Origin of the sequence: Mycetocola miduiensis, assembly GCF_900115155.1 — a bacterium.
Classification (GTDB): domain Bacteria; phylum Actinomycetota; class Actinomycetes; order Actinomycetales; family Microbacteriaceae; genus Mycetocola_A; species Mycetocola_A miduiensis.
In genome coordinates this window covers 113518-134532 of the sequence record NZ_FOVM01000006.1, presented here as the reverse complement: position 1 = coordinate 134532, position 21015 = coordinate 113518, and the positions used below count along the sequence as shown (strand labels likewise).

18 protein-coding genes are annotated in these 21015 nt (G+C 66.7%); 11 read left to right on the top strand and 7 right to left on the bottom strand.

Annotated features, from left to right (window positions below):
* Window positions 1-143 precede the first annotated feature (143 nt).
* From BM197_RS11090 to BM197_RS11080, 3 genes are all read right to left on the bottom strand, one after another.
* Window positions 144-1034 carry an SMP-30/gluconolactonase/LRE family protein gene (locus tag BM197_RS11090; protein ID WP_090711495.1) on the bottom strand — a complete coding sequence of 297 codons (891 nt, stop codon included), beginning with the start codon at window positions 1032-1034 and terminating at the stop codon, window positions 144-146.
* A 34-nt stretch (window positions 1035-1068) separates the two neighbouring features.
* Window positions 1069-2118, bottom strand: coding sequence for an NAD(P)-dependent alcohol dehydrogenase (locus BM197_RS11085; RefSeq protein ID WP_090711493.1), 1050 nt, complete (start codon window positions 2116-2118; stop codon window positions 1069-1071).
* 251 nt (window positions 2119-2369) lie between these two features.
* Window positions 2370-3293, bottom strand: a complete 924-nt coding sequence (locus tag BM197_RS11080; protein ID WP_090711491.1) for an aldose 1-epimerase family protein — start codon at window positions 3291-3293, stop codon at window positions 2370-2372.
* Window positions 3294-3469: 176 nt separating this feature from the next.
* Between BM197_RS11080 and BM197_RS11075 the strand changes: the two genes are divergently transcribed.
* Genes BM197_RS11075 through BM197_RS11050 form a run of 6 tightly spaced genes read left to right on the top strand, consistent with a single transcriptional unit; the run spans window position 3470 to window position 11228 of the window.
* Window positions 3470-4825: a purine-cytosine permease family protein gene (locus BM197_RS11075; protein WP_090711489.1), complete on the top strand. Its 1356-nt coding sequence runs from the start codon at window positions 3470-3472 to the stop codon at window positions 4823-4825.
* Window positions 4826-4859: 34 nt separating this feature from the next.
* Complete coding sequence (locus BM197_RS11070) at window positions 4860-6413, top strand: hydantoinase/oxoprolinase N-terminal domain-containing protein (RefSeq protein ID WP_090711487.1); 1554 nt, start codon at window positions 4860-4862, stop codon at window positions 6411-6413.
* Window positions 6410-7510 carry an S-methyl thiohydantoin desulfurase family protein gene (locus tag BM197_RS11065; RefSeq protein WP_090711485.1) on the top strand — a complete coding sequence of 367 codons (1101 nt, stop codon included), beginning with the start codon at window positions 6410-6412 and terminating at the stop codon, window positions 7508-7510. The genes BM197_RS11070 and BM197_RS11065 overlap by 4 nt, the downstream gene beginning before the upstream one ends.
* Window positions 7507-8676, top strand: a complete 1170-nt coding sequence (locus BM197_RS11060; RefSeq protein ID WP_090711483.1) for an S-methyl thiohydantoin desulfurase family protein — start codon at window positions 7507-7509, stop codon at window positions 8674-8676. Before BM197_RS11065 ends, BM197_RS11060 begins: the two co-directional genes overlap by 4 nt.
* A gap of 9 nt (window positions 8677-8685) precedes the next feature.
* The gene (locus BM197_RS11055) at window positions 8686-9723 is read left to right on the top strand and encodes an S-methyl thiohydantoin desulfurase domain-containing protein (protein WP_090711481.1); all 1038 of its coding nucleotides are present in this window, start codon (window positions 8686-8688) and stop codon (window positions 9721-9723) included.
* Between the two features lie 14 nt (window positions 9724-9737).
* The gene (locus BM197_RS11050) at window positions 9738-11228 is read left to right on the top strand and encodes a PucR family transcriptional regulator (RefSeq protein WP_245762500.1); all 1491 of its coding nucleotides are present in this window, start codon (window positions 9738-9740) and stop codon (window positions 11226-11228) included.
* Window positions 11229-11350: 122 nt separating this feature from the next.
* Here the strand turns inward: BM197_RS11050 and BM197_RS11045 are convergent, their stop codons facing one another.
* The 3 genes from BM197_RS11045 to BM197_RS11035 are packed head-to-tail and all read right to left on the bottom strand — an operon-like array spanning window position 11351 to window position 14541.
* Window positions 11351-12367, bottom strand: coding sequence for an L-idonate 5-dehydrogenase (locus BM197_RS11045; RefSeq protein WP_090711477.1), 1017 nt, complete (start codon window positions 12365-12367; stop codon window positions 11351-11353).
* Window positions 12368-12380: 13 nt separating this feature from the next.
* Window positions 12381-13145, bottom strand: coding sequence for an SDR family oxidoreductase (locus tag BM197_RS11040; RefSeq protein ID WP_090711475.1), 765 nt, complete (start codon window positions 13143-13145; stop codon window positions 12381-12383).
* Between the two features lie 13 nt (window positions 13146-13158).
* Window positions 13159-14541, bottom strand: coding sequence for a GntP family permease (locus BM197_RS11035; protein WP_090711473.1), 1383 nt, complete (start codon window positions 14539-14541; stop codon window positions 13159-13161).
* Between the two features lie 118 nt (window positions 14542-14659).
* On the opposite strand from BM197_RS11035, the gene BM197_RS11030 reads away from it, so the two are divergent.
* From BM197_RS11030 to BM197_RS11015, 4 genes are all read left to right on the top strand, one after another.
* Complete coding sequence (locus BM197_RS11030; protein ID WP_090711471.1) at window positions 14660-15361, top strand: FadR/GntR family transcriptional regulator; 702 nt, start codon at window positions 14660-14662, stop codon at window positions 15359-15361.
* 160 nt (window positions 15362-15521) lie between these two features.
* Window positions 15522-16997, top strand: a complete 1476-nt coding sequence (locus BM197_RS11025) for a 3-hydroxyacyl-CoA dehydrogenase (RefSeq protein WP_177216812.1) — start codon at window positions 15522-15524, stop codon at window positions 16995-16997.
* 37 nt (window positions 16998-17034) lie between these two features.
* On the top strand, window positions 17035-17844 hold the full coding sequence (locus BM197_RS11020) for an enoyl-CoA hydratase/isomerase family protein (RefSeq protein ID WP_218151859.1): 810 nt from the start codon (window positions 17035-17037) through the stop codon (window positions 17842-17844).
* 1 nt (window position 17845) lies between these two features.
* Window positions 17846-18664, top strand: a complete 819-nt coding sequence (locus tag BM197_RS11015) for an enoyl-CoA hydratase-related protein (RefSeq protein WP_090711465.1) — start codon at window positions 17846-17848, stop codon at window positions 18662-18664.
* Between the two features lie 12 nt (window positions 18665-18676).
* Here BM197_RS11015 and BM197_RS11010 read toward each other — a convergent pair whose 3' ends face one another.
* Window positions 18677-19411: an IclR family transcriptional regulator gene (locus BM197_RS11010; RefSeq protein WP_177216811.1), complete on the bottom strand. Its 735-nt coding sequence runs from the start codon at window positions 19409-19411 to the stop codon at window positions 18677-18679.
* A 163-nt stretch (window positions 19412-19574) separates the two neighbouring features.
* On the opposite strand from BM197_RS11010, the gene BM197_RS11005 reads away from it, so the two are divergent.
* On the top strand, window positions 19575-20978 hold the full coding sequence (locus tag BM197_RS11005) for a TIGR00366 family protein (protein WP_090711460.1): 1404 nt from the start codon (window positions 19575-19577) through the stop codon (window positions 20976-20978).
* Window positions 20979-21015 lie beyond the last annotated feature (37 nt).

The window sequence follows — 21015 nt, the reverse complement described above, 5'->3', positions numbered from 1 at the left end:
AACTGGGTGTCCGCTGCCCCGCTGCGAGGGCTTCGATCGGCGCAAATGGCGCTCCAGCCCGCGCGTGAGGCGCTTTTGCGCATACTGAAATGTTCAGAGAACCGGCCGACCTACGCGCCGCGGGGATGCTCAGCGCAGGCCGATCAGCCCACCGGCCACCTGGCATCCGTCACCGTCGTCCGGATCCGGTACAGGCTCGACGTCGCCGTCAGGTAGAGCTCGGTGCCGTCCGGGCCTCCGAAGCTCACGTTCGAGACCACCTCAGGCACCGGCAGCTCGAGCACCAGCTCTCCGTCGGCGCTGAGCACCTGCAGGGCCTCGCCCGACGACGTCCAGATACGGCCGGCGGCGTCCACGCGCAGTCCGTCAGCTGTGCCGGAGGTCGTGGCGAACAGGCGCCCGCTCCCGGAGCTCACAGCGTGAGCATCGACGCCATAGGCACGAATGTGCCCGGCGTCTTTGTCCAGGCCGGTGTCGGTGACGTAGAGCAGGCTCTGATCCGGCGAGAACGCCAGGCCGTTTGGGAAGACCATGTCGGTGATCACCGGTTGTGCGACACCGGTTGTGGGATCGAAGCGGAAGACGAAGCATCCGCCGTACTCCTGCTCGCCCGGATGCCCCTCACGACCACTCTCCTGGATTCCGTAGGGCGGGTCGGTGAACCAGATCGCCCCGTCGGATGCCACGACGACGTCGTTCGGGGAGTTGAATCGTCCGCCGTCCCACCGGTCGCACAGCACCTCGACCACGCCGTCGACCTCACGCTCGATGGCCCGGCGGCCGTGGCTGCACTGAACGACGCGACCCTCGAGGTCGAGGGTGCGGCCGTTGGTGTACTCGACATCGGTGCGGTGAACGCGGGTATCCCCGGTGGCGCGGTCGAAGTCGAGAATGCGGTTGTTCGGGATGTCGCTGAACCTCAGCGACATCCCGGCGGGGACCCACTGCGGACCCTCCAGCCATTCCCCTCCGGTCCAGAGCTTCTCGAGCTCGCCGGCGAGCAGTCCATGGGGGTCAGGTGTGGTGGCGTCCATGGCATCCATCATGGGTCCCCGCTCGCGTTGAGCTCTACCCCGCGATCGTCGCCGTGTCGATGACGAACCGGTACCGCACGTCGCTCTTGACGACCCGCTCGTATGCTTCGTCGACCTGGTCGGCATCGATCACCTCGATGTCGGCACCGAGGCCGTGCTCGGCACAGAAGTCGAGCATTTCCTGCGTCTCACGGATGCCGCCGATGTTGGAGCCGGCGAGGCTGCGGCGTCCGCCGACGAGGGAGAAGACCCGGAACTCCTGCGCGTTCTCCGGCAGGCCCACGAACACCATCGACCCGTTGAGGGTGAGCATCGACAGGTACTTGTCAATCGGAAGGTCCGCCGACACCGTGTTCAGAATCAGGTCGAAGCGCTTGGCGTTCTTCTTGAACGTCTCCGGGTCGCTCGTGGCGAAGTAGTCGGTCGCGCCGAGCTTCAGGCCGTCCTCCTGCTTCGAGAGGGTCTGGCTGAGCACCGTCACCTCGGCGCCGAGCGCGGCGGCGATTTTGACGCCCATGTGGCCGAGCCCGCCCATCCCGACGATGGCGACCTTCTTGCCGGGCCCGGCGCCCCAGTGCTTGAGCGGCGAGTAGGTGGTGATGCCGGCGCAGAGCAGCGGAGCGGCGACGTCGAGGCCGATGCCCTCGGGGATGCTCAGAACATAGTTCTCGTCGGCGACGATCTGGGTGCTGTAGCCGCCGTAGGTGTCCTCACCGGAGTACTCGCGCCCGTTGTAGGTGGCGACGTTGCCCTTGAGGCAGAACTGTTCTTCACCGGCGAGGCAGTTCTCGCATTCGCGGCAGGAGTCGACGAAGCATCCGATGCCGACGCGGTCGCCGACCTGGTGCTTCGTGACATCCGCGCCGACGGCGCTGACGATGCCGGCGATCTCGTGCCCGGGCACCATCGGGAAGATGCCAGCGCCCCACTCGGCGCGGGCCTGGTGGATGTCGGAGTGGCAGATTCCGGCGTAGGCGATGTCGATCTGCACGTCGTTCGGGCCGACGTCGCGGCGTTCGATGGTGGAACGCTCGAAGGACGCTCCGGCGGATGCTGCGACGAGGGCGGGCACGGTGGTGGACATTCGGTACCTCCGGGAAGTGTGGTGGGCGGCCGCATCTGCGCTGCCGTCGTTCAATCTACAACGGAACGCCCGAAGAACCCCAAGCCTTGACGCGCCCAACCGGCCCAGTCGCTCTCGCCGGTCCCGAGAGCACCACTTCCGGTCGCGGGCTCCCCGCGCGCCTGATGCCCTCGACCGGAACCGATGACTTGGGCTACCTCTGTGCGCCACCCGCGCCTCGCCTCTCTGGCGCTCCCTCCAGCTAGCGGGCACTACAACGCCGCGATGCTCCACGACGCGAAGGTGACGCCGCCCGGCTGCAGCACGAGCAGATCCTCCCCCGAGTTGAACGCGTCGGGCGGGCACGTCATCGGTTCGACGGCGAGGCCGATGCGGCTGGGCTTCGGGGCTTCCTGGTCAGCGGTGTGCACCTGCACCCACTTGCACGACGAGTCCCAGCGCATCCGAACGCCGGTTCCGGATGCCGCGGTGACCTGCACCTCAGCGGTCCGGTTCTCGTCGCGAACAAGTCCGGTGAACGCGTGGTCGATGAAGGTGTCACCGATGACGCGGGGGGTGCGGAAGTCGAACGTCCCGCCTGACTCGGTGGCGACATCCGCCAGCCCGATCGGAATCAGCCGGTCCTCGGTCACCGTGAGCACCTGCTCGGCCGGGAGGAGGAGGGTCCAGTCGTCGACGGTTCCCTCGCCGGCGACGAGGTACGGGTGGGGGCCGGTGCCGAATGGCGCGGGCACGTTGCCGGTGTTGCGGGCGGCGACGGTGGTGTGCAGGCCGTCCGCGTCGAGCTGGAATTCGACCCGCACCTGCACGCGGAACGGGTAGCCGTCCTGGGCCTCGATCGTCGTGGCGAGCAGCACCCGGTCGTCGGCCTCGTCGAGCGCGATGAAGTCGTGCCAGGCGACGAGACCGTGCAGGGCGTGCCCGCGCTTCGGCTCGGTGAGGGCAAGCTCGTAGTCCCTGCCCTCGAAGCTGTACTTGCCGTCGACGATACGGTTCGGCCACGGCGCGAGGGTCGCGCCCCGAAACGCCGGACGCACCTCGTCGGCGTCGAACGGCACGACAAGCTCACGACCGTCATACTGCAGCGAGCGCAGCGAAGCGCCGACACTGGCGATGGTGGCGGTGTATGCGCCACTGGTGAGCTCGAACTGCGTTCCGGAAAGAGGGATGGTCATCCCCATATTCTGCCCGGAGTTGCGCTCCGCCGGCTTCACTCCACCGGCGGCGCCACGTGGTCACCGCATGTGCACAGTGCTGGTTGACGCGCCCAAATGCTGCACAATGCACATTTGCCTCCCGTATCGCCCGCCGTATGGTGGCTGAAACCCCTACCCCTCTTTTGGAGATTCCCATGGCCCGCATGGCACACGCAGACGACTTTGCTCTCAGCCGAGTCCGTCCCGACGCGCAGAAACCCTGGTTCGGCATCGCAGTTCAGCGGTTCGGCCAGGTGTCGGCTCTCTCGCAATTCCTTCTGGGAGCCACCCTTGGCTACAGCATGACTTTCGGTGAGGCCTTCCTTGCGCTCCTGCTGGGCTCCATCATTCTCGAAGTGATCATGTGCATTGTCGGCATCATCGGGCAAAAAGAAGGGTTGAACACCGCTCTTCTCGCGCGCTGGACCGGCTTCGGCGAGATCGGCGCCTCCCTCGTCGGACTCGCGATCGGCATCAGCCTCATCGGCTGGTTCGGCATCCAGAGTGCGATTTCAGCGGAATCGCTGGACGCCCTCATGCCCGGCATCATGCCCGCCTGGGCCTGGAGCCTGCTCTTCGGCCTCGCCGTGACAGCGATCGTCGCCGTCGGCTTCAAGGGAATGCAGTGGCTCGCCAACATCACCGTGCCACTCTTCCTCGTCCTTGTCGGCTGGTCCATCATCAGCGAGCTCAGCAACCATGACATCGGCGAACTCCTCACCGGCCCGGCCCCCGGCCCGGCGATGAGCGTGTGGCAGGGAACCGGCATCGTGGCGGGAGGCCTGATCGTCGGTGCCATCATCACCGCCGACATGACCCGGTTCAACCGCTCGCGGGCCGACGTGATCAAGCAGACGGTGGTCGGCGTATCCCTCGGCGAGTTCGTCATCGGCCTCGCCGGTGTGCTCCTCGCTCACGCGGCAGCATCCGGCAACATCGTCGCCATCGTCACCTCCTCGGTCGGCTTCGTCGGACTCATCATCGTCATCACCGGCACGCTCAAGATCAACGACTGGAACCTGTACTCGTCGACACTCGGCCTCGTCAACTTCATCTCGACCGCGTTCGGCAAGAACCTCCACCGGGTGACCACCACGATCGTCCTGGGCGTCGTCGGCTCCGTGCTCGCCGCGGCCGGCATCCTGGGCCAGTTCGCCGACTTCCTGATCATCCTGGGCGTGGCGTTCCCGCCGATCGCCGGCATCATGGTCGCCGAGTACTTCATCGTGAAGCGGTGGCGGTCGGAACTCGACGCCACCCGCGAGAGCGGCCGGCTGCCAGCGACCGCCCCACGCATCGTCCCGGTGACCATCGTGATCTGGGCTGTCTCCGCGGTCACCGGCTACGTCATCACCTGGGGTATCCCGCCGGTGCTCTCTCTCATTCTCTCCATGGTGCTGTACGTGATCGCAGGCAAGCTCGGCCTGGTCCGCGGCGTGGGCACCGCCAAAACCGCTCAGGCGGATGAAGTCACGGCCGATCCCCGCACCGCTGACACCATCGCCAACTGAATCCCTGCACCAACCGAAAGCGAATATCACCTCTATGCATATCGGCATCGACGTCGGCGGAACCAACACCGACGCAGTTCTCATGGACGACACCCGCACCCTCGCGGCCGTCAAGCACGCAACCACCCCGGATGTCACGACCGGCATCGTTCAGGCGATCGGCGACCTGCGCGCCGGTCACCACTTCGACGGCAGTGAGATCACCGCCGTCATGATCGGCACGACGCACTTCATCAACGCGCTCGTGCAGGCCAAGCGACTTGCACCGACCGCCGCGCTCCGGCTCGGTCTGCCGGCAACGCAGGCGCTCCCACCGCTGGTGGACTGGCCCGCCGAACTCGTCGAAGCGATCAGTGCGAGAAGCTATCTCGCGCACGGCGGCTACGAGTTCGACGGCCGCCCGATCTCGCCGCTCGATCCAGAGGAACTGCGGGCGCATGCCGCAGACATGCGGGCGAATGGCATCCGTTCGGTCGCTATCTCGTCTGTGTTCAGCCCGGTCAACCACGACCTCGAGGTCGAAGCGGCGCGTATCGTCGCCGAAGAGCTCGGACCGGACGTTGCCATCTCGCTCTCCCACGAGATCGGCCGGATCGGCCTCCTCGAGCGCGAGAACGCCACGATCATCAATGCGGCGCTGCGTGAGCTGGCGTCGGAGATCGTCGACGGACTCACCGCGGCGGTGCGCAAGCAGGGCATTGAAGCGCCCATTTTCCTGAGCCAGAACGACGGCACGCTCATGGATGAGGAATACGTTCGCCTCTACCCCGTCGCGACCTTCGCGTCGGGGCCGACGAACTCGATGCGTGGCGCCGCCATGACGAGCGGTCTCGACACCTGCGCCGTCGTCGACATCGGCGGCACCACGTCAGACGTCGGCCTGCTCATCAACGGCTTTCCGCGCGAAACGTCGAACGAGGTCAAAGTCGCCGGCATTCGCACCAACTTCAGGATGCCCGACGTACTGTCGATCGGGATCGGCGGCGGGAGCATCGTGAATCTGGAGACCGCGGAGGTCGGCCCGGAGTCGGTCGGCTACCGTCTGATGACGGAGGCGCTCGTCTTCGGAGGATCCACCCTCACCGCCACGGACGTCGCCGTCGCGGCCGGGCGCGCCGACATCGGCGACGCCTCGAAGGTGGCCCACCTTGACCCGGAGTTCGTCGAGCGGGTTCTCTCTCGCATCGCCGACCGGGTCGCTGAAGCGGTCGACCGGATGCGCACCTCTCCTGAGCCGATTCCGGTTGTCGCCGTCGGCGGTGGCTCGGTTCTCCTCTCTGATGAGCTGCCGCTCTTCGGATCGGTGCACCGTCCCGAGAACTTCGCGGTCGCGAACGCGATCGGCGCATCCATCGCACAGGTGGGTGGCGAGATCGACAAGGTGTACGCGATCGAGCCCGGCCGCCGGGAAGCAGCGATCGCTGAGGTGCGCGCCGAAGCCGTCGACAAGGCGATCGCCGCGGGGGCCTCCCCCGGCTCGGTGAGCATCGTCGACTTCGATGAGATCCCGATCCCGTACCTGCCCGGCAACGCGACGCGCATCCGGGTGAAGGCCGTCGGCGACCTCGACATGGCGGTTGTGCGATGAGCTGGACAATCACCCCTGACCTCATTCCCGGACTCGCCCGTGGCGCTGCGGTGCTCGGAACCGGCGGAGGCGGCGACCCGTACATCGGTGGCCTGCTGGCCGCGCAGGCGCTCCGGCAGCATGGCGACGTGACGGTTGTCCCGCTCCGGGACGTACCCGACGATGCCGTCGTGCTGACGGTGGCGATGATGGGTGCGCCCACCGTCATGGTGGAGAAGCTTCCGAGCCTCGATGAAGTGGTCGCTCCCGTCCACGCACTCGAAGCGTCTCTGGGCCGTGCTGTCACGCACATCGCCTGCGCCGAGGTCGGAGGCGTCAACTCGACCATCCCGATCGCCGCCGCGGCCGCTCTCGGGCTCCCGCTCATCGACGGCGACGGCATGGGGCGCGCCTTCCCGGAGCTCCAGATGGTGTTGCCGACCCTGTATGGCATCAACGCGTCCCCCCTCGCTTTCAGCGACGAAAAGGGCAACGTCGGCGTCCTGAACACCATCGACAACAGCTGGACCGAACGAATTGCCCGGGTCGCCTGCGTGGAGATGGGCTGCTCGGTGATGATCTCCGGTTTCGCTATGTCCGGGTCGCAGGCGCGAGAGGCCCTTGTCGGCGACTCGCTATCCCTGTGCAGTGAGATCGGCGAGGGCATCGCCGCGGCACGGGAGGCGAAGGCCGACCCGGTCGCTGACACGGTGCGACTGCTCGGCGGGCGAGAATTCTTCGCGGGCAAAGTCGTCGATGTGCAGCGCGCGACGACGACGGGCTTCGCCCGCGGCCGGGCCCGCGTCGAGGGCGCCGACACAACCCTCGAACTCTTGTTCCAGAACGAGCACCTCGTCGCAGAAGTAGACGGCAACCCCGTCGTGACCACGCCGGACCTGATCATCGTGCTGGAGCACGACTCCGGCGAGCCCATCACCACCGAGGGGCTGCGCTATGGCCAGCGGGTGCGTGTCATCGCGGCACCGAGCGACGAACGCTGGCACAGCGCGCAGGCGCTCGCCATGGTCGGCCCGGGGTACTTCGGCTACGACACCCCATCCCACCGCTTCGACGGCAGCGTCGATGCGGTCGAACCCTCCGACGAAGCTGCAGCATGAGCTGGAAACTGACAGCCGCCGATCTATCCGACCTTGCCCGCGGCGCCACCCTGCTGGGCACCGGCGGTGGCGGCGACCCATACATCGGCAAGATGCTCGTCGAGCAGGTGCTCGGCACGGGGTCGATCACCATCCTCGACCCGGACGACCTGGCTGACGATCTCTTCGTCATCCCCACCGCCCAGATGGGCGCGCCGACGGTGATGATCGAGAAGATCCCCGCCGGCTTCGAAGCGACGCTGGCCCTGCGCACGCTCGAGGACCACCTGGGGCGAAAGGCTGACGCCACCATGCCGATCGAATGCGGTGGCATCAACTCGATGATCCCTCTTCTGGTTGCCGCCGAGACCGGACTGCCCGTCGTGGATGGCGACGGCATGGGCCGCGCCTTCCCGGAACTCTCGATGGAGACGTTCGCGGTCTACGGGGTGCACGGCTCGCCTCTCGCCCTCGCCGGCGAACGCGGAGAACGCGTGATCATCGACACCGGCGACGACGATCGACAGATGGAATGGCTGGCGCGCGGCATCACCATCCGTCTTGGCGGCGTAGGCCACATCGCCGAGTACGCAATGAGCGGAGCCGATGTGAAACGCACCGCTGTTCCGCGCACCATCTCGATGGCACTCGCCCTCGGGCGCGCCATCCGCCTCGCCCGTGAAGCACACAGTTCACCATTCGAGGCCATCGCGGAGACCCTGTCGACCACCCTGTACTCGCACGTCCGCGAGCTGTTCGTCGGCAAGGTGGCGGATGTCGAGCGCCGCACGACCGACGGCTTCGCCAAGGGGCGCGCCGTCATTCTGCCGCTCGACCCATCGAGCGATGACCGGTTCGAGATCGCCTTCCAGAACGAGAACCTCATCGCTCATCACAACGGCGACGTGGTCGCGATCGTGCCCGATCTCATCTGCGTGGTCGACCACGAAACCGCGGAGCCAATCACCACGGAAGGGCTCCGATACGGCCAGCGGGTGCGCGTGCTCGGCATTTCGACGCCGGCAATGATGCGCACCCAGGCCGCCCTGCAGGCGTTCGGACCGACGGCGTTCGGCCTGACCGAGCCGTTCATGCCGGTGGAGGGCGAAACCGCCGCCGCGGAGGCGGCGCTCGAGTTCGCCGCGACGGCTCGCGGGGTCGGCGTCGCCGAGGAGGCGCACGCTTAAGCTGGGACCATGCCGACCATCCTCGAGCTCGCCAGCCTGCCCGCGCTCGCGACCGGGTTCGGGCTGCTCGGCTCTGGTGGCGGCGGGGCCACCACGATGCTCGAGCTCGCGCTGCGGAGGTCGCCGGACTGGCCGATGACCGTGCACGACGTCGACGAGCTCGACCCCTCGACGCCGTGCCTTGGCGCCGCGTTCGTGGGTTCGACCATGCTGCTCACGGAACGGCTGCCCGGGTCAGCACCATTTGCGCCGCTCATCGCGGCGGCGGAGCGTTGGCTCGGTCACCACGTGCCGGTGGTGTGCTCGCTCGAAGGAGGTGGCCTCAATGGTCTCGCTCCGTTCACCCTCGCCGGTGACCGAAAGATCGTCGACGCCGATCTCACCGGACGCGCGGTTCCTGGACTCGATCAGATGTCGCTCCTCGTCGACGGCGTGCCGGGCATCGTCGTGACCTGTGACACCGGAGCCGGCGGGGTGGCACTCGTGCAAACCGATCGCGCCCTCGACATCGAGCGCGTCGTCCGGGCGTCGACGATCCAGGCGGGCGGTGCCGGCGGCTTGGTCTTCGCCGGCTTCACCGTGGGGGATCTGCGGGAGCACGCTATCGTCGGCAACGCCGCCCGCGCCCTGAGCATCGGCACCGCCTACCTCGAGGCCCGCTCCGGGCCGCTCGAAGGACTCGCAGCTGCCCTTGGAGGGCGGCTTCTCGCCGAGGGCAGGATCACCGCGATCGATCCGGATGCCGTCGACCAGCACGTGACCGCGTTCGGCATCACCGGAAGCGCCGGGGAGGTGCACAGGCTGGTGGCGCGCTCGGAGAACCTCGCCTTGATGACCGACGGGCGCCTCGAGGCCGCCGCGCCGGATCTGATCGTCGTTCTCGACGCCATCTCGCGTGACATCCTCGAGGTGACCGATCTGTCGAGGGCGCGGCATGTCGCCGTGATCAAACTCGACGGGCCCGCCTGGTGGTCGCGCTCTCCTCACCGCACGCGGTACGTGACGCCGTCGGCGTACGGGTTGGACGGATTGGACGGCGCCGCATGACCGACAGTCTTCGAATGAGCGCCCTTCTCGCGCATCCGCAGAACGGCGGTGTCCGTGCGATCGCCGGCCCGGAAGACGCCGAGTGGACGGGAGTCGTCGTCGAGACGAACGAAGACGCGCTGCCCGCCGACGGAGGTGGCCGGCTGGCGATCCTCACCGAACTGCCGCCAACGCGACCGTGGCAGCAGGATGCTCTGGTTCGCCGCACCCGCGACCGCGGCTTTCGCGCCCTGGCCATCCCGCACGGCGACAACTTCGGCACCGGCACGCGTGCCCTCGCCGACCGGCTCGGGCTCACCCTCCTGCACGCCGATCGGCCGATGCTGCTCGCGAAAGCGTGCTGGCAACTCGTCGAAGCGCAGGACGCGCTCACTCTCGGCTACGTCCGCAAGGTTGCCCAGTCGATCGAGTATCACGCCAACGATCTCACTGACCTGTTGCGTCATCTGTCGTCGAGCGTCGGGCACGGCGTTGCCCTGATCGACGCTGAAGGCGTGCTACTCGAGGTCGGAGGGCAGCTCGCACCCGAGGTGCACGCGGCGATCGACTTCGCACCCTGGGTCGATCTCACCCGGATGCCGGCCGGAACGGCAGCGTCGGTGCGGGTCGACAGCCCCAGCCGCGAGGGCCTCCGCCTCGCCTTCTTCGGCGCGGGCCTCGACGAGCGGCAGGTGAGCGCCCTCGCTGTGGCCGCCGAGGTGGCCATGCCCGCGGTCGCCGCGCGCATCCTCATCGATGAGGTTGCCGAGGTGAGCGACGCGTCCGTGTCATCCGGGGTGCTCCGCGATTTTGTCGACCTGCGCGGCACGCCGGACCCCGAGGTCGAACGCCGCATGCTCGAACGCGGCTGGCGGACGACCGGGTACCACCTGGCGTTCCGCGTCGTCGGGCGCAGCAGGGTCGATGCCCTGCAATTGCTGCGATTCGTCATGGGAGAACTCGGCCGCATCCCCGTCGACTCCCACGCCACGACGACCGGGCGGGGCCTGAGCGGGTGGTTGACGTTCTCGGAGCCTCCCGCCGCGTCACAGGTTGAGCACTACGTGGCGGCCTTGCGGGACCTGCACGTCGCAGCCCGGCGCTCGTTCAACGTCGCGACGGGCGTCGGGTCGCTGGCGAGCGGATCGGCCGGCCTCACCACATCGCTGAGCGAGGCAGCAGACGCGGCCCGCATCGCTGTGAACCGTTCGAACACGGGCTGGTTCGTCCGCGTCGACGGGCTCGGGCTCGAGCAGTTGCTGCTCGCGTGGACGGGCAACGACACCTTCGTACCTGCAGCTCGTTCGCTGCTCGCTCCCCTCCAGTCGGGCGGCGGCGAGCTGCTGACGACGCTGTCTGCTTACCTCGATCACGAGTCGGCGGTTGCGCCGACGGCGACAGCGCTCGGTCTGCACCGGAACACGGTCGCAACGCGCATCCAACGTGCGCAGGAGCTGCTCGGCGTCGACATGAGCGACCCGGAAGTGCGGCTGGCGCTGCACCTCGCCTGCCGCGCCGTTCGGTGACCGCTCGCTCGCACTCCACGCGCTGGAAGGAGCGAAGTGTGACCTCTCGCTCGGGAGGTCATCACTTCCGGCCGAAAACATCCGGCGTATCGGATGACCGCGTCCGCAACGAGTGACCTCGCCTACTGCGCTCCCGGGAAGGTCACGACGACTTTGCCCGACCGCTCCGAGTCACGTGCGACCGCGAAGGCCTCGCGCACCTCATCGATCGGGAAGCGGTGAGTGATGATCCGGGCGATCCCCGAGTCTGCAGCGAGGAGCTCGATCGCCTCGTCGATCTCCTCGAAGAAACGGAACGAGCCCAGCATTGTCACCTCCTTGGAGATGAATGGAGCCAGATTGATCGGGCGTGCCTCGTTCGGAACCATGCCAACCTGAACCAGGATGCCCCGGCGGCGCACCGCGGCGACGGCCGCCGAGATCGCGACCGCGGCGCCCGAGCACTCCAGCACGACATCGAACGCTTCGACGGGAAGCTTCTCAGCGCCGACCTGCACGACAGCGTCCGCTCCGAGTTCGGTCGCACGAGCGAGCGGGCCGGCCAGCACGTCGCTGACCGTCACGTGTGCAGCACCGCGCGCCTTCGCGGCGACGAGTGCGAGGAGGCCGATCGGGCCGGCGCCCGACACCAGCACCTGGCGCCCGGTCAGGTCGCCGGCGCGGGTCGCGCCGTGCAGGGCCACGCCGAGCGGCTCGGCCAGCGCTGCATCCACAACGTCGAGACCGGCGGGAAGCGGCCGGATCATTCCGCGTTCGACGACGAGGTACTCGCTCATCCCGCCCTGGGTGTGCGGCGTGGTCGCCGCACTTCCGAGGTAAGAGCCTCCGGGCCAGAGGTGCGCGGCATCCTCGATCCCATCGACCGGGGTGCCGAAACGGGCCGGGTGCACGGTGACCGGGTCGCCGGCCTGCAGCTGCCCGGAGGGGTCCTCATCCACCCAGCCGGAGAGCTCGTGGCCGGGGATCAGGGGTTCCCGAACGACATACTCGCCGTTCGCACCCTCGAAGTGATAGTGCAGGTCAGAGCCGCAGATCCCCACGGCGGAGACCCGCACCCGCACCTGCCCCTCACTGGGAACGGGGAGGGGCAGGTCGACGACGTCGAGCTGGTCTTTGCCTTCGATGATGGCTGCGCGCATGGGTGTTCTCCGATCAGACGACGGCGGTCATGCCGCCGTCGACGAAAATGTTCTGTCCAGACACGAAACTTGAGGCGTCCGAGACGAGGTAAAGCAACGTTCCACGCAGCTCGCTGAAGTTCCCCCAGCGGTGGGCGGGCGTGCGGTTGACGAGCCAGTTGTTGAAGGTCTCGTCCTCGACCAGGGCCTTGTTCATCTCGGTGGCGAAGTAGCCGGGCGAGATGGCGTTGACCTGGATGTCGTAGCGGGCGAGGTCCGCCGCCATTCCCTGGGTGAGGAGGGCGAGTCCGCCCTTGGAGGCGGAATACGGGGCGATGGTCTGTCGCGCCAGCTTTGACTGAACCGAGGCGATGTTGACGATCTTGCCGGAGCGACGCTCGACCATGCCGGGCACGATGAAGCGCGAGACGTAGAACGCACTGGACAGGTTGCTGCTGACGATGGCATCCCAGTCCTCGACGGCAAACTCCTCGAACGGCGCACGGCGCTGCACGCCGGCGTTGTTTACGAGGATGTCAGGTACCCCTTGTTCTGCGACGAGCTCACCGACGGCGTCCTTCACGGCCGCGGCATCCGTCACGTCGAAAGAGACGGAAGCGGGCCGTGCCCCGGTGGAGCGTTCGATGGCATCCGCCGTCTCGGTGAGGGCCGCGCGGTCGCGGCCATGCAGGATGACGGATGCCCCGGCCTCGGCCAGTCCCTCAGCAAGGGACCGGCCGAGACCACGAGACGAACCGGTGACGAGCGCCAGACGACCGGTGATATCGAACATGCTCATGGGGTCCTCCGGATTAGAAGATCGCGTAGATCGCGAGGATCAGGACGAATGCGACGACCGATTCGAGCGTCTGCTGCACGGTCCAGGTCTTCAGCGTGGTCTTCACATCCATGTTCATCAAGCGACCGACCAGCCAGAAGCCGGAGTCGTTGACGTGCGAGGCGAACACCGAACCCGCTGCGGCGGCCAGGGTGATGGCGGCGGTGTCGATGAGGCCGAAGTTGCCGGCGAGCACAGCGGGCGCGAGGAGGCCACCGGTGGTGACGAGCGCGACGGTCGCCGAACCTTGCGCGACGCGAAGCGCGACGGCGATGAAGTAAGCAGCGAAGATCAGCGGCACACCGAGGCCCGAGAGTGAGTCGGCGAGCGCGTCACCGATACCAGAGGCGCGCAGCACCCCACCGAACATGCCGCCGGCGCCGGTGATCAGGATGACGGAGGCCACAGAGCCGAGGGTCTGGTCGACGAGCTTCTCAAGTGCGGTGCCGTTCTGCCCACGTGCCTTGCCGAGAACGAGCAGGGCGATCAGGGCAGAGATGAGCAGGGCGACCGGCGAGGTGCCAATCATCTGCAGCGCCTGGACCCACATTTCTGAGGAGTCCACGATGCCGGCCGAGGCGAGTGCGCCGAGGCCGGTGTTCATCAGGATCAACACCATCGGAAGCAGCAGGATGCCAACGACGGTGCCGAATTTCGGTGGGTTGGCGATCTCGTCGTCGTCCTTGAAGCCGAAGAGCTCGGGGACGATCATCGGGTAGCGCTTGTTGACGATCTTGGCCCACAGGTAACCGCTGATGTACCAGACCGGGAACGCGATGATGAGACCGATGATGAGGACGACGCCGAGGTTGGCGCCGAAGAACTCCGTAGCGGCGACCGGTCCCGGGTGCGGGGGCAGGAAGATGTGCATCACGGAGAATGCGGCCGCGCCGCTGAACCCGTAAAGGAGCAGGTTCTTGCCGCCGATGCGCCGGGCAACGGCGAACATGATCGGGAGCATCACGATGAGACCGGCATCGAAGAAGATCGGGAAGCCGAGGATCAGCGAGGTGATGCCGAGCGCGAAGGCCGCGCGCTTCTCACCGAAGATCGAGACCATCTTTTCGGCGACGACGCGGGCGCCTCCCGAGGATTCGATCATCCGTCCGAGGATCGCGCCGAGACCGACCAGGAGGGCGACTGCTCCGAGCGTGCCGCCGAAGGAGGTGACCAGGACGTCGTTGACGATCTTTGCCGCGGGAATGCCCGTTGCAATTGCGGTGAGCAACGACACGACCACAAGCACCAGGAAGGCGTGCAGTCGGACCTTGATCACCAGGAACAGAATGAGCGCTACCGCCACGGCCGCGATGGCCAGTAGGGGTCCGGTGCCCAGGGTCTGGGTCCAATCTTCCATGTGTTTCTCCGTTGAATCGCTTGCTGAAATTGCGCGGACGTCGCGCGAGCCTCGATAAAGGTACTACTTATTAAGCCTCTAAGATAATACGTATCGATTCGGCGGCAAGGGAGCGGCGATGGCGACGGGAATGCATGGAGACGTGCTCAATGAGCTGGGGCGACGGATCGCGGCGGGGGACCCTCGGCCCGGGACCATACTGAAACTCGCGCAGCTCGAGCAAGATCACTCCGCGTCTCGCACCGTGATCCGCGAAGCGATCCGCGTGCTCGAGAACATCGGCATGGTGGCAGCCCGTCGGCGGGTCGGAATTACCGTTCAGCCCCGGGAGCACTGGGACGCGCTCGATCCGTCTCTCATTCAGTGGAGCCTGCGCGGACCTCTCCGCCATCAGCAGCTTGAGTCGTTGATGGAGCTGCGCGTGGCGGTCGAGCCGATGGCGGCGTCACTCGCCGCGGAACGCGCCACAGTCACTCAGCGCGCGGAGTTGCTGCGCTTGGCCGAGCAGCTCAACGACTTGGGTCAGCAGGGTCTCGGACAGACCGAGGAGTACCTCGGGGCCGACATTGCGTTCCATGGGCTGCTGCTAACGTCGTCGGGCAACCCGCTGCTGGCCGCGATGGCGACGCCGATCGCGGAGGAACTCGCCGGGCGCACAAAGCTTGGACTGCATCCGACCGTTCCCGCACCAGGCACACTGGAGCAGCACCTCGTCCTAGCGCGGGCCATCGCGTCCGGAGACCGGAAAGAGGCCGAAGCACACTCGCACGCTCACCTGCTCGGGGTCTGGAGGGAGATCGCCGAGGGCAACGGGCCATAAATACGACGTGAGTCGAATCGCCCCGGGCTGCCCCGCAAGAAACAAACGATTCCGCTCTCCGGAACGATCTTCCGTGGCTATCCGTTGTTGAGGCGCGGCAGCCTCCCTAGTGTGGGAACCGGTCGCCGCGATGGCGGCTGCAGCAGACTGGGTGGGTCACATGATCGTTGGTGTTGTCGGGGCAGGCGCGATGGGGCGCGGCATCGCACAGGTGTCGGCCGCCGCCGGACACGACGTGCTCCTGTTCGACATGAACCAGGACGCCGTCAGCTCTGCACTCGCTTCGATCTCCGACAGCCTCGCCCGCGCAGTGGCACGCGGCAGGGTCACCGCCGCAGATCGGGACGCAACCATCTCACGCATCCGCGGCGCTGAGTCAATCGACGCATTCTCCGACTGCGGACTCGTCATCGAAGCCGTCGTCGAACGCCTCGACGTGAAGCGCAGCGTCTTCGCTCAGCTTGAATCCGTCGTGGCACCGGATGCCATCCTCGCCAGCAACACCTCGTCGCTCTCGATCGCATCGATCTGCAGCGAACTCACGAGCCGCGAGCGGCTGATCGGCCTGCACTTCTTCAACCCGGTCCCCGCCATGGCCCTGGTCGAGATCGTTCCCAGCCCATACACGTCGGACCGGATTCTTGGCCGGGCGCGCCAGTTCGTGGACAGCATCGGCAAGACCGGCGTCACCGTGCTCGACTCCCCCGGCTTCCTCGTGAACCTCGCCGGTCGCGCCTACGTCACCGAGGCGCTGGCCATCCTCCAGGACGGCATCGCAACCATCGAACAAATCGACCGGATCGCGAAAGAGAACCTCGGCTTCGCGCTCGGCCCGTTCGAACTCATGGACCTCACCGGGCTCGACGTGAACTACCCGGTCTCGGCGAACCTCTTCGAGCACAATTTCGGCGACGCTCGCCTGCGCTCCACCTGGTACCACCGCTACCTCCACGACGCCGGCCTGCTCGGGCGCAAGTCCGGACGCGGCTTCTACGACTACACGACCGAAACCACGACGACGGATGCCGCGCGGCTCGAGAGCGGAGCGGTAACGGTTGCCGTGGCCGGAGATCACAACGGCCGGCTCGCTGAGCTGTGCGAGCGTGCCGGCATCCGGACGGTCCCCCGCGAAGACGCAGACCTGATCCTCATCGCACCTCTCGGAAACGACTGCTCGCACACCGCGCAGGCACTCGGCATCGACCCGAAACGGACGGTCGGCATCGATTTCTTTCTCGCGGATGCCCCGGTGCAGATTCTGATGGTCGGTCCAGGGGTCTCGAGTGAGCACGTCACAGCGCTGACCGCCCAACTCACGGCACTCGGCGACGTCGAGGTCATCCGTGATTCGCCCGGCTTCATCGCCCAACGCCTCCTCGCCGCCGTCGTGAACCTCGCGAGCGAGATCGCGCAGCGTGGCATCGCAACACCGGGCGACATCGACACCGCCGTGAAGCTCGGCCTTCGGTACCCGTACGGCCCGCTCGAATGGGGCGACCGGGTCGGCCTCCAGACCATCGCCACGATTCTCAGCGGCATGTACGCGACCAGCGCCGACCAGCGGTACACGACCAGCGCCTGGCTGCGTCGACGTGCGACCGCTGGCCTCTCGGCACTCACCCCCGATTTTTCCTGAACGAATCTCACCGCCGCACCAAATGAAAGGGACAGCGATGTCTGCCTACGACTCCTACGAACACCTCCTCACCGAAATGGTCGAGGACGGCATCCTCCGTGTGACGATGCACAGCCCCGGACGGCTCAACGCCGCCCACGCAGGCATGCACACCGAGCTGGCGAAGATCTGGCGCGACATCGACGCTGACCCCGACGTCAACGTCGTCATCCTCACCGGCTCCGACGGCGCATTCTCGGCCGGCGGCGACCTCGACCTCGTGAAGGACATGTCCGAGAACTTCGACACGCTCACGCGGGTGTGGAAAGAGGCTCGCGACCTGGTCTACGGCGTCATCAACTGCGAGAAACCCATCGTTTCGGCAATGGAGGGTCCGGCCGTCGGCGCCGGACTCGCCGCCGGACTCCTCGCAGACATCTCCATCGCCGCGAAGGATGCCCGCATCATCGATGGCCACACCCGCCTGGGCGTCGTCGCCGGCGATCACGCCGCCATCATCTGGCCGCTGCTCTGCGGCATGGCGAAGGCCAAGTACCACCTCATGCTCTGCGAGACGGTTACCGGTGAAGAGGCCGAACGGATGGGACTCGTCTCACTCACCGTCGACGGACCCGAGGTGCAGGAGAAAGCCCTCGAAGTCGCGCGCAAGCTGAACCGTGGATCGAAGACCGCGCTGCGCTGGACAAAGTACTCACTCAACAACTGGCTGCGGATGGCTGGGCCCGCCTTCGACACCTCCCTCGCGCTTGAGTTCATGGGCTTCAACGGCCCGGATGTGCGTGAGGGCCGCGCGTCCATCGTCGAGAAGCGTCGCCCCCAGTTCGGCGCTGAAGCCGAGACGCGTTGACATGACGATCACCGGAAGCGGCGACTTGACCGCCGAGGATGCTCAGGCCGTTGAGCAGGTCCTGCTCGAGCACCCGGCACCTGGAGTCGCCCTCGTGCGCATCAACCGGCCCGAGGCTCACAACGCGCTCTCGATGCCACTGCGTCGTCGCCTCGCTGCGCTGTTTCTCGAACTCGAAGACGACGCCTCCGTTCGCGCCGTCGTGCTGACCGGAACCGGCCGGGCTTTCGCGGCGGGCGCCGACGTGAAGAGCATGATCGGCGTCTCGAGTGTTGAGATGTACCAGCGGCACACCGAGCGCCTGTGGGCGGCGGTCGGCCGGTTCTCCCGCCCGGTCATCGCCGCCGTGAACGGCCATGCCCTCGGCGGCGGGCTTGAATTGGCGATGAACACCGACATCATCATCGCCGGCGAGAGCGTGAAACTCGGCCAGCCCGAGGTGCGACTCGGCATTCTCCCGGGCGCCGGCGGAACCCAGCGGCTGCTGCGTGCCGTCGGCAAGTTCCACGCGATGCGGCTGTGCCTTACCGGTGACGCCATCAGCGCCCGGGAAGGCTACGAGATAGGCCTCGTCTCGCAGGTCGTGGCCGACGCGGATGTCGAGCGCACGGCAATCGACATGGCGACCAGCATTGCTGCACTGCCGGGTCTTGCGGTCGAGCAGATCAAGGAGGTCATCCAGCTCGGTGCGGACGCCTCGCTCGAGACCGCGATGGCGCTGGAACGCAAGGCGCTGCACATCCTGTTCTCCACCTCCGACAAGGAGGAGGGGCTCCGCGCGTTCACGGAGAAGCGCGCGCCGCAGTTCCGCGGCGAGTAAGAGCGGCAGAACCTAGTCGGCGAGCTGGTCGGCCGTTCCGATCAGCAGTTGCGCCAGCTCGCCGTCCGGGTCGAAATCGGTCAGCTCGTCGCTGCGTGCGATGAGGCTGACGGCATAGAGCTCGCCTCCCGCGCGGAACGCCGTCGCGACGCCGCCTACCTCCGAGTTCCAGCCGCCCAGGCTGACGTGCAGGTGTTGCGCCGGTTCGGCCAGGCGACGCTCGAATTCGTCGACCGGCTGGCCCCGACGCTGCAGGTCGGAGCGGATGGCGTTCGTCACGCGTGAACGGGCGGGCTCGTTCATCGAGCGCAGGAAGGCGATGCCCGCCGCCGAAACGGAGATCGGAAGTCGCCCGCCCACCGCGAGAGGTACGGCACGCGACTTGCGCGGACGGCGCACCGCGAGGAACGACATGTGCAGGTCATCGCGTACGGCGATAGCGGCGGTCATGCCCGAGCGCTCCCCGAGTTCGTCGATCGCCTGCTGCGCCCGTCCGGCGATCGGCAGGTTCGCGAGCACGGGGTAACCGAGCCGCAGGTTCTTCGGCGTCAGCTGGTACGCGCCCGAATCCGGGCTGACCTTGAGGTATCCCAGCTGCACGAGGCTGTCGGTGAGCCGCGACACCGTCGACGGCGGAAGACCGGTCGCCCGGGACAGTTGGCCGTTGCCCATCGCGCCGTTCGCGCTCGACAGGACCTCGAGGATTCGCAACCCTCGAGCGAGCGCTTCAATCGGTTGGCCGGCCACGGGTCCGATGCTATCAAGCGCGGCGTGGTTGGGCCTTCCGGCAGGCGGAACACCGTTCCGCAGCCACAGCTTGAAGCGCCAACTCGGCCGCCGTTAGCGTTGCTGCGGGCTCAATGCCACCAACCATCCGTCACCGTTCCTCCCACTTGAAACTGGAGCACCCATGTCAACGACGACACAGCTGCGTGTAAAGGAGTCGGCCTCTGAGAAGGTCGCCACCTGGTATGCGAAGTACTTTCCCGACTCCCTGATCTTCGCCCTCGTCCTGACGGTGATCGCCATGATCCTGGCGCTCATCTTCACCGACTCGGGGCCGGGAAAGATCATGGACTCCTGGTTCGTCGGCATCCCGATGCTCTTCACCTTCGCCTTCCAGCTGGCCTTCACCTACGCGGCAGCACTCGTGCTCGTCGACACTCCGAAGGTGCAGCAGGGCATCGTGTGGCTCGCTCGCAAGATCAAGACGCCGCAGATGGCGTACATCATGACCGGTGTCGTCGGTGCGCTCGTCTCGTTCGCCGGCTGGTACATCGGCCCGGTCGTCACGGCGATCTTCGCACGGGCGGTCGCGAAGGAGATGAACACCGTCGACTTCCGCCTGATCTCGGCCATCGCGTACTCCTCCTTCGTGATCTCACTGACCGGCATCTCGGGCACCATCCCCCTGTTCGTCGCGTCGGAGGGCCCGCTCACCGAACTCGTCGGCGGGCTCATCGGGCTCGAGGACACCACGTTCTCGATCATGAACCTCGTCTCGGCGGCCGCCATCGTGCTCGCAACGACCATCACGTTCTACTTCATCGCCCGCAACAAGAAGAACATCGTCTCGTACGCGGACCTGGCCATCGCATCCGCCCCTCAGCGCGACGTGGACACCGACGCGGACACCGTGATCGACGCTGACCCGATGGGCGGCAGGAACACCTTCGCTGACAAGATCAACCGCAGCCGCATCCCCATCCTCTTCATCGGGCTGCTCGGTCTCGGCTACCTCATCTACTTCTTCTGGGAGAACGGTCTCTCGGGCCTCAACCTCAACACCGTCGCGTTCGTCGCGCTGGTGATCGGTTTCCTGGTGCAGAAGAACGCCATCGCGTACGCCGCATCGTTCTCGCGGAACCTCGTGTCGACCGGGTCGATCATGCTGCAGTTCCCGATCTACGGCGGCATCGCCTCGATCTTCGCGCTCACCGGCCTCGCCGGTGTGCTGACCGACGGACTGGTCAGCATCGCGACCCCGGAGACCTACCTCACCATCACCTTCCTCATCACCGGTGTGCTCAACATGTTCGTACCGTCGGCAGGCTCGCAGTTCGTCGCCACGGCGCCGTTCTTCATCCCCGCGGGTGAGGCGTTCGGCATCGACAACACCATGACCGTCATGGCCATCACCTACGGTGACATCTGGACGAACCTGATCCAGCCGTTCTGGGCGTTGCTGTACTTCCCGATCCTCGCCGTGGGCACCAAACTCCGCGTGCGCGACTTCATGGGGTACTGCCTGCCGATCCTCATCATCGTGGGCATCATCTGGATTCTTGCGCTGAACTTCCTGCCGCTGCACTAGCAGGCTCAGCACCGCCCGGCACCACAAGAAAGAAGCA

Coding starts and splice junctions, on each gene's coding strand:
- BM197_RS11045 (WP_090711477.1), bottom strand. CDS start 12,367: ATGCGCGCAGCCATCATCGAAGGCAAAGACCAGCTCGACGTCGTCGAC.
- BM197_RS11015 (WP_090711465.1), top strand. CDS start 17,846: ATGACGATCACCGGAAGCGGCGACTTGACCGCCGAGGATGCTCAGGCC.
- BM197_RS11035 (WP_090711473.1), bottom strand. CDS start 14,541: ATGGAAGATTGGACCCAGACCCTGGGCACCGGACCCCTACTGGCCATC.
- BM197_RS11080 (WP_090711491.1), bottom strand. CDS start 3,293: ATGACCATCCCTCTTTCCGGAACGCAGTTCGAGCTCACCAGTGGCGCA.
- BM197_RS11005 (WP_090711460.1), top strand. CDS start 19,575: ATGTCAACGACGACACAGCTGCGTGTAAAGGAGTCGGCCTCTGAGAAG.
- BM197_RS11020 (WP_218151859.1), top strand. CDS start 17,035: ATGTCTGCCTACGACTCCTACGAACACCTCCTCACCGAAATGGTCGAG.
- BM197_RS11025 (WP_177216812.1), top strand. CDS start 15,522: ATGATCGTTGGTGTTGTCGGGGCAGGCGCGATGGGGCGCGGCATCGCA.
- BM197_RS11065 (WP_090711485.1), top strand. CDS start 6,410: ATGAGCTGGACAATCACCCCTGACCTCATTCCCGGACTCGCCCGTGGC.
- BM197_RS11055 (WP_090711481.1), top strand. CDS start 8,686: ATGCCGACCATCCTCGAGCTCGCCAGCCTGCCCGCGCTCGCGACCGGG.
- BM197_RS11075 (WP_090711489.1), top strand. CDS start 3,470: ATGGCCCGCATGGCACACGCAGACGACTTTGCTCTCAGCCGAGTCCGT.
- BM197_RS11040 (WP_090711475.1), bottom strand. CDS start 13,145: ATGAGCATGTTCGATATCACCGGTCGTCTGGCGCTCGTCACCGGTTCG.
- BM197_RS11060 (WP_090711483.1), top strand. CDS start 7,507: ATGAGCTGGAAACTGACAGCCGCCGATCTATCCGACCTTGCCCGCGGC.
- BM197_RS11090 (WP_090711495.1), bottom strand. CDS start 1,034: ATGGACGCCACCACACCTGACCCCCATGGACTGCTCGCCGGCGAGCTC.
- BM197_RS11030 (WP_090711471.1), top strand. CDS start 14,660: ATGGCGACGGGAATGCATGGAGACGTGCTCAATGAGCTGGGGCGACGG.
- BM197_RS11070 (WP_090711487.1), top strand. CDS start 4,860: ATGCATATCGGCATCGACGTCGGCGGAACCAACACCGACGCAGTTCTC.
- BM197_RS11050 (WP_245762500.1), top strand. CDS start 9,738: ATGAGCGCCCTTCTCGCGCATCCGCAGAACGGCGGTGTCCGTGCGATC.
- BM197_RS11085 (WP_090711493.1), bottom strand. CDS start 2,118: ATGTCCACCACCGTGCCCGCCCTCGTCGCAGCATCCGCCGGAGCGTCC.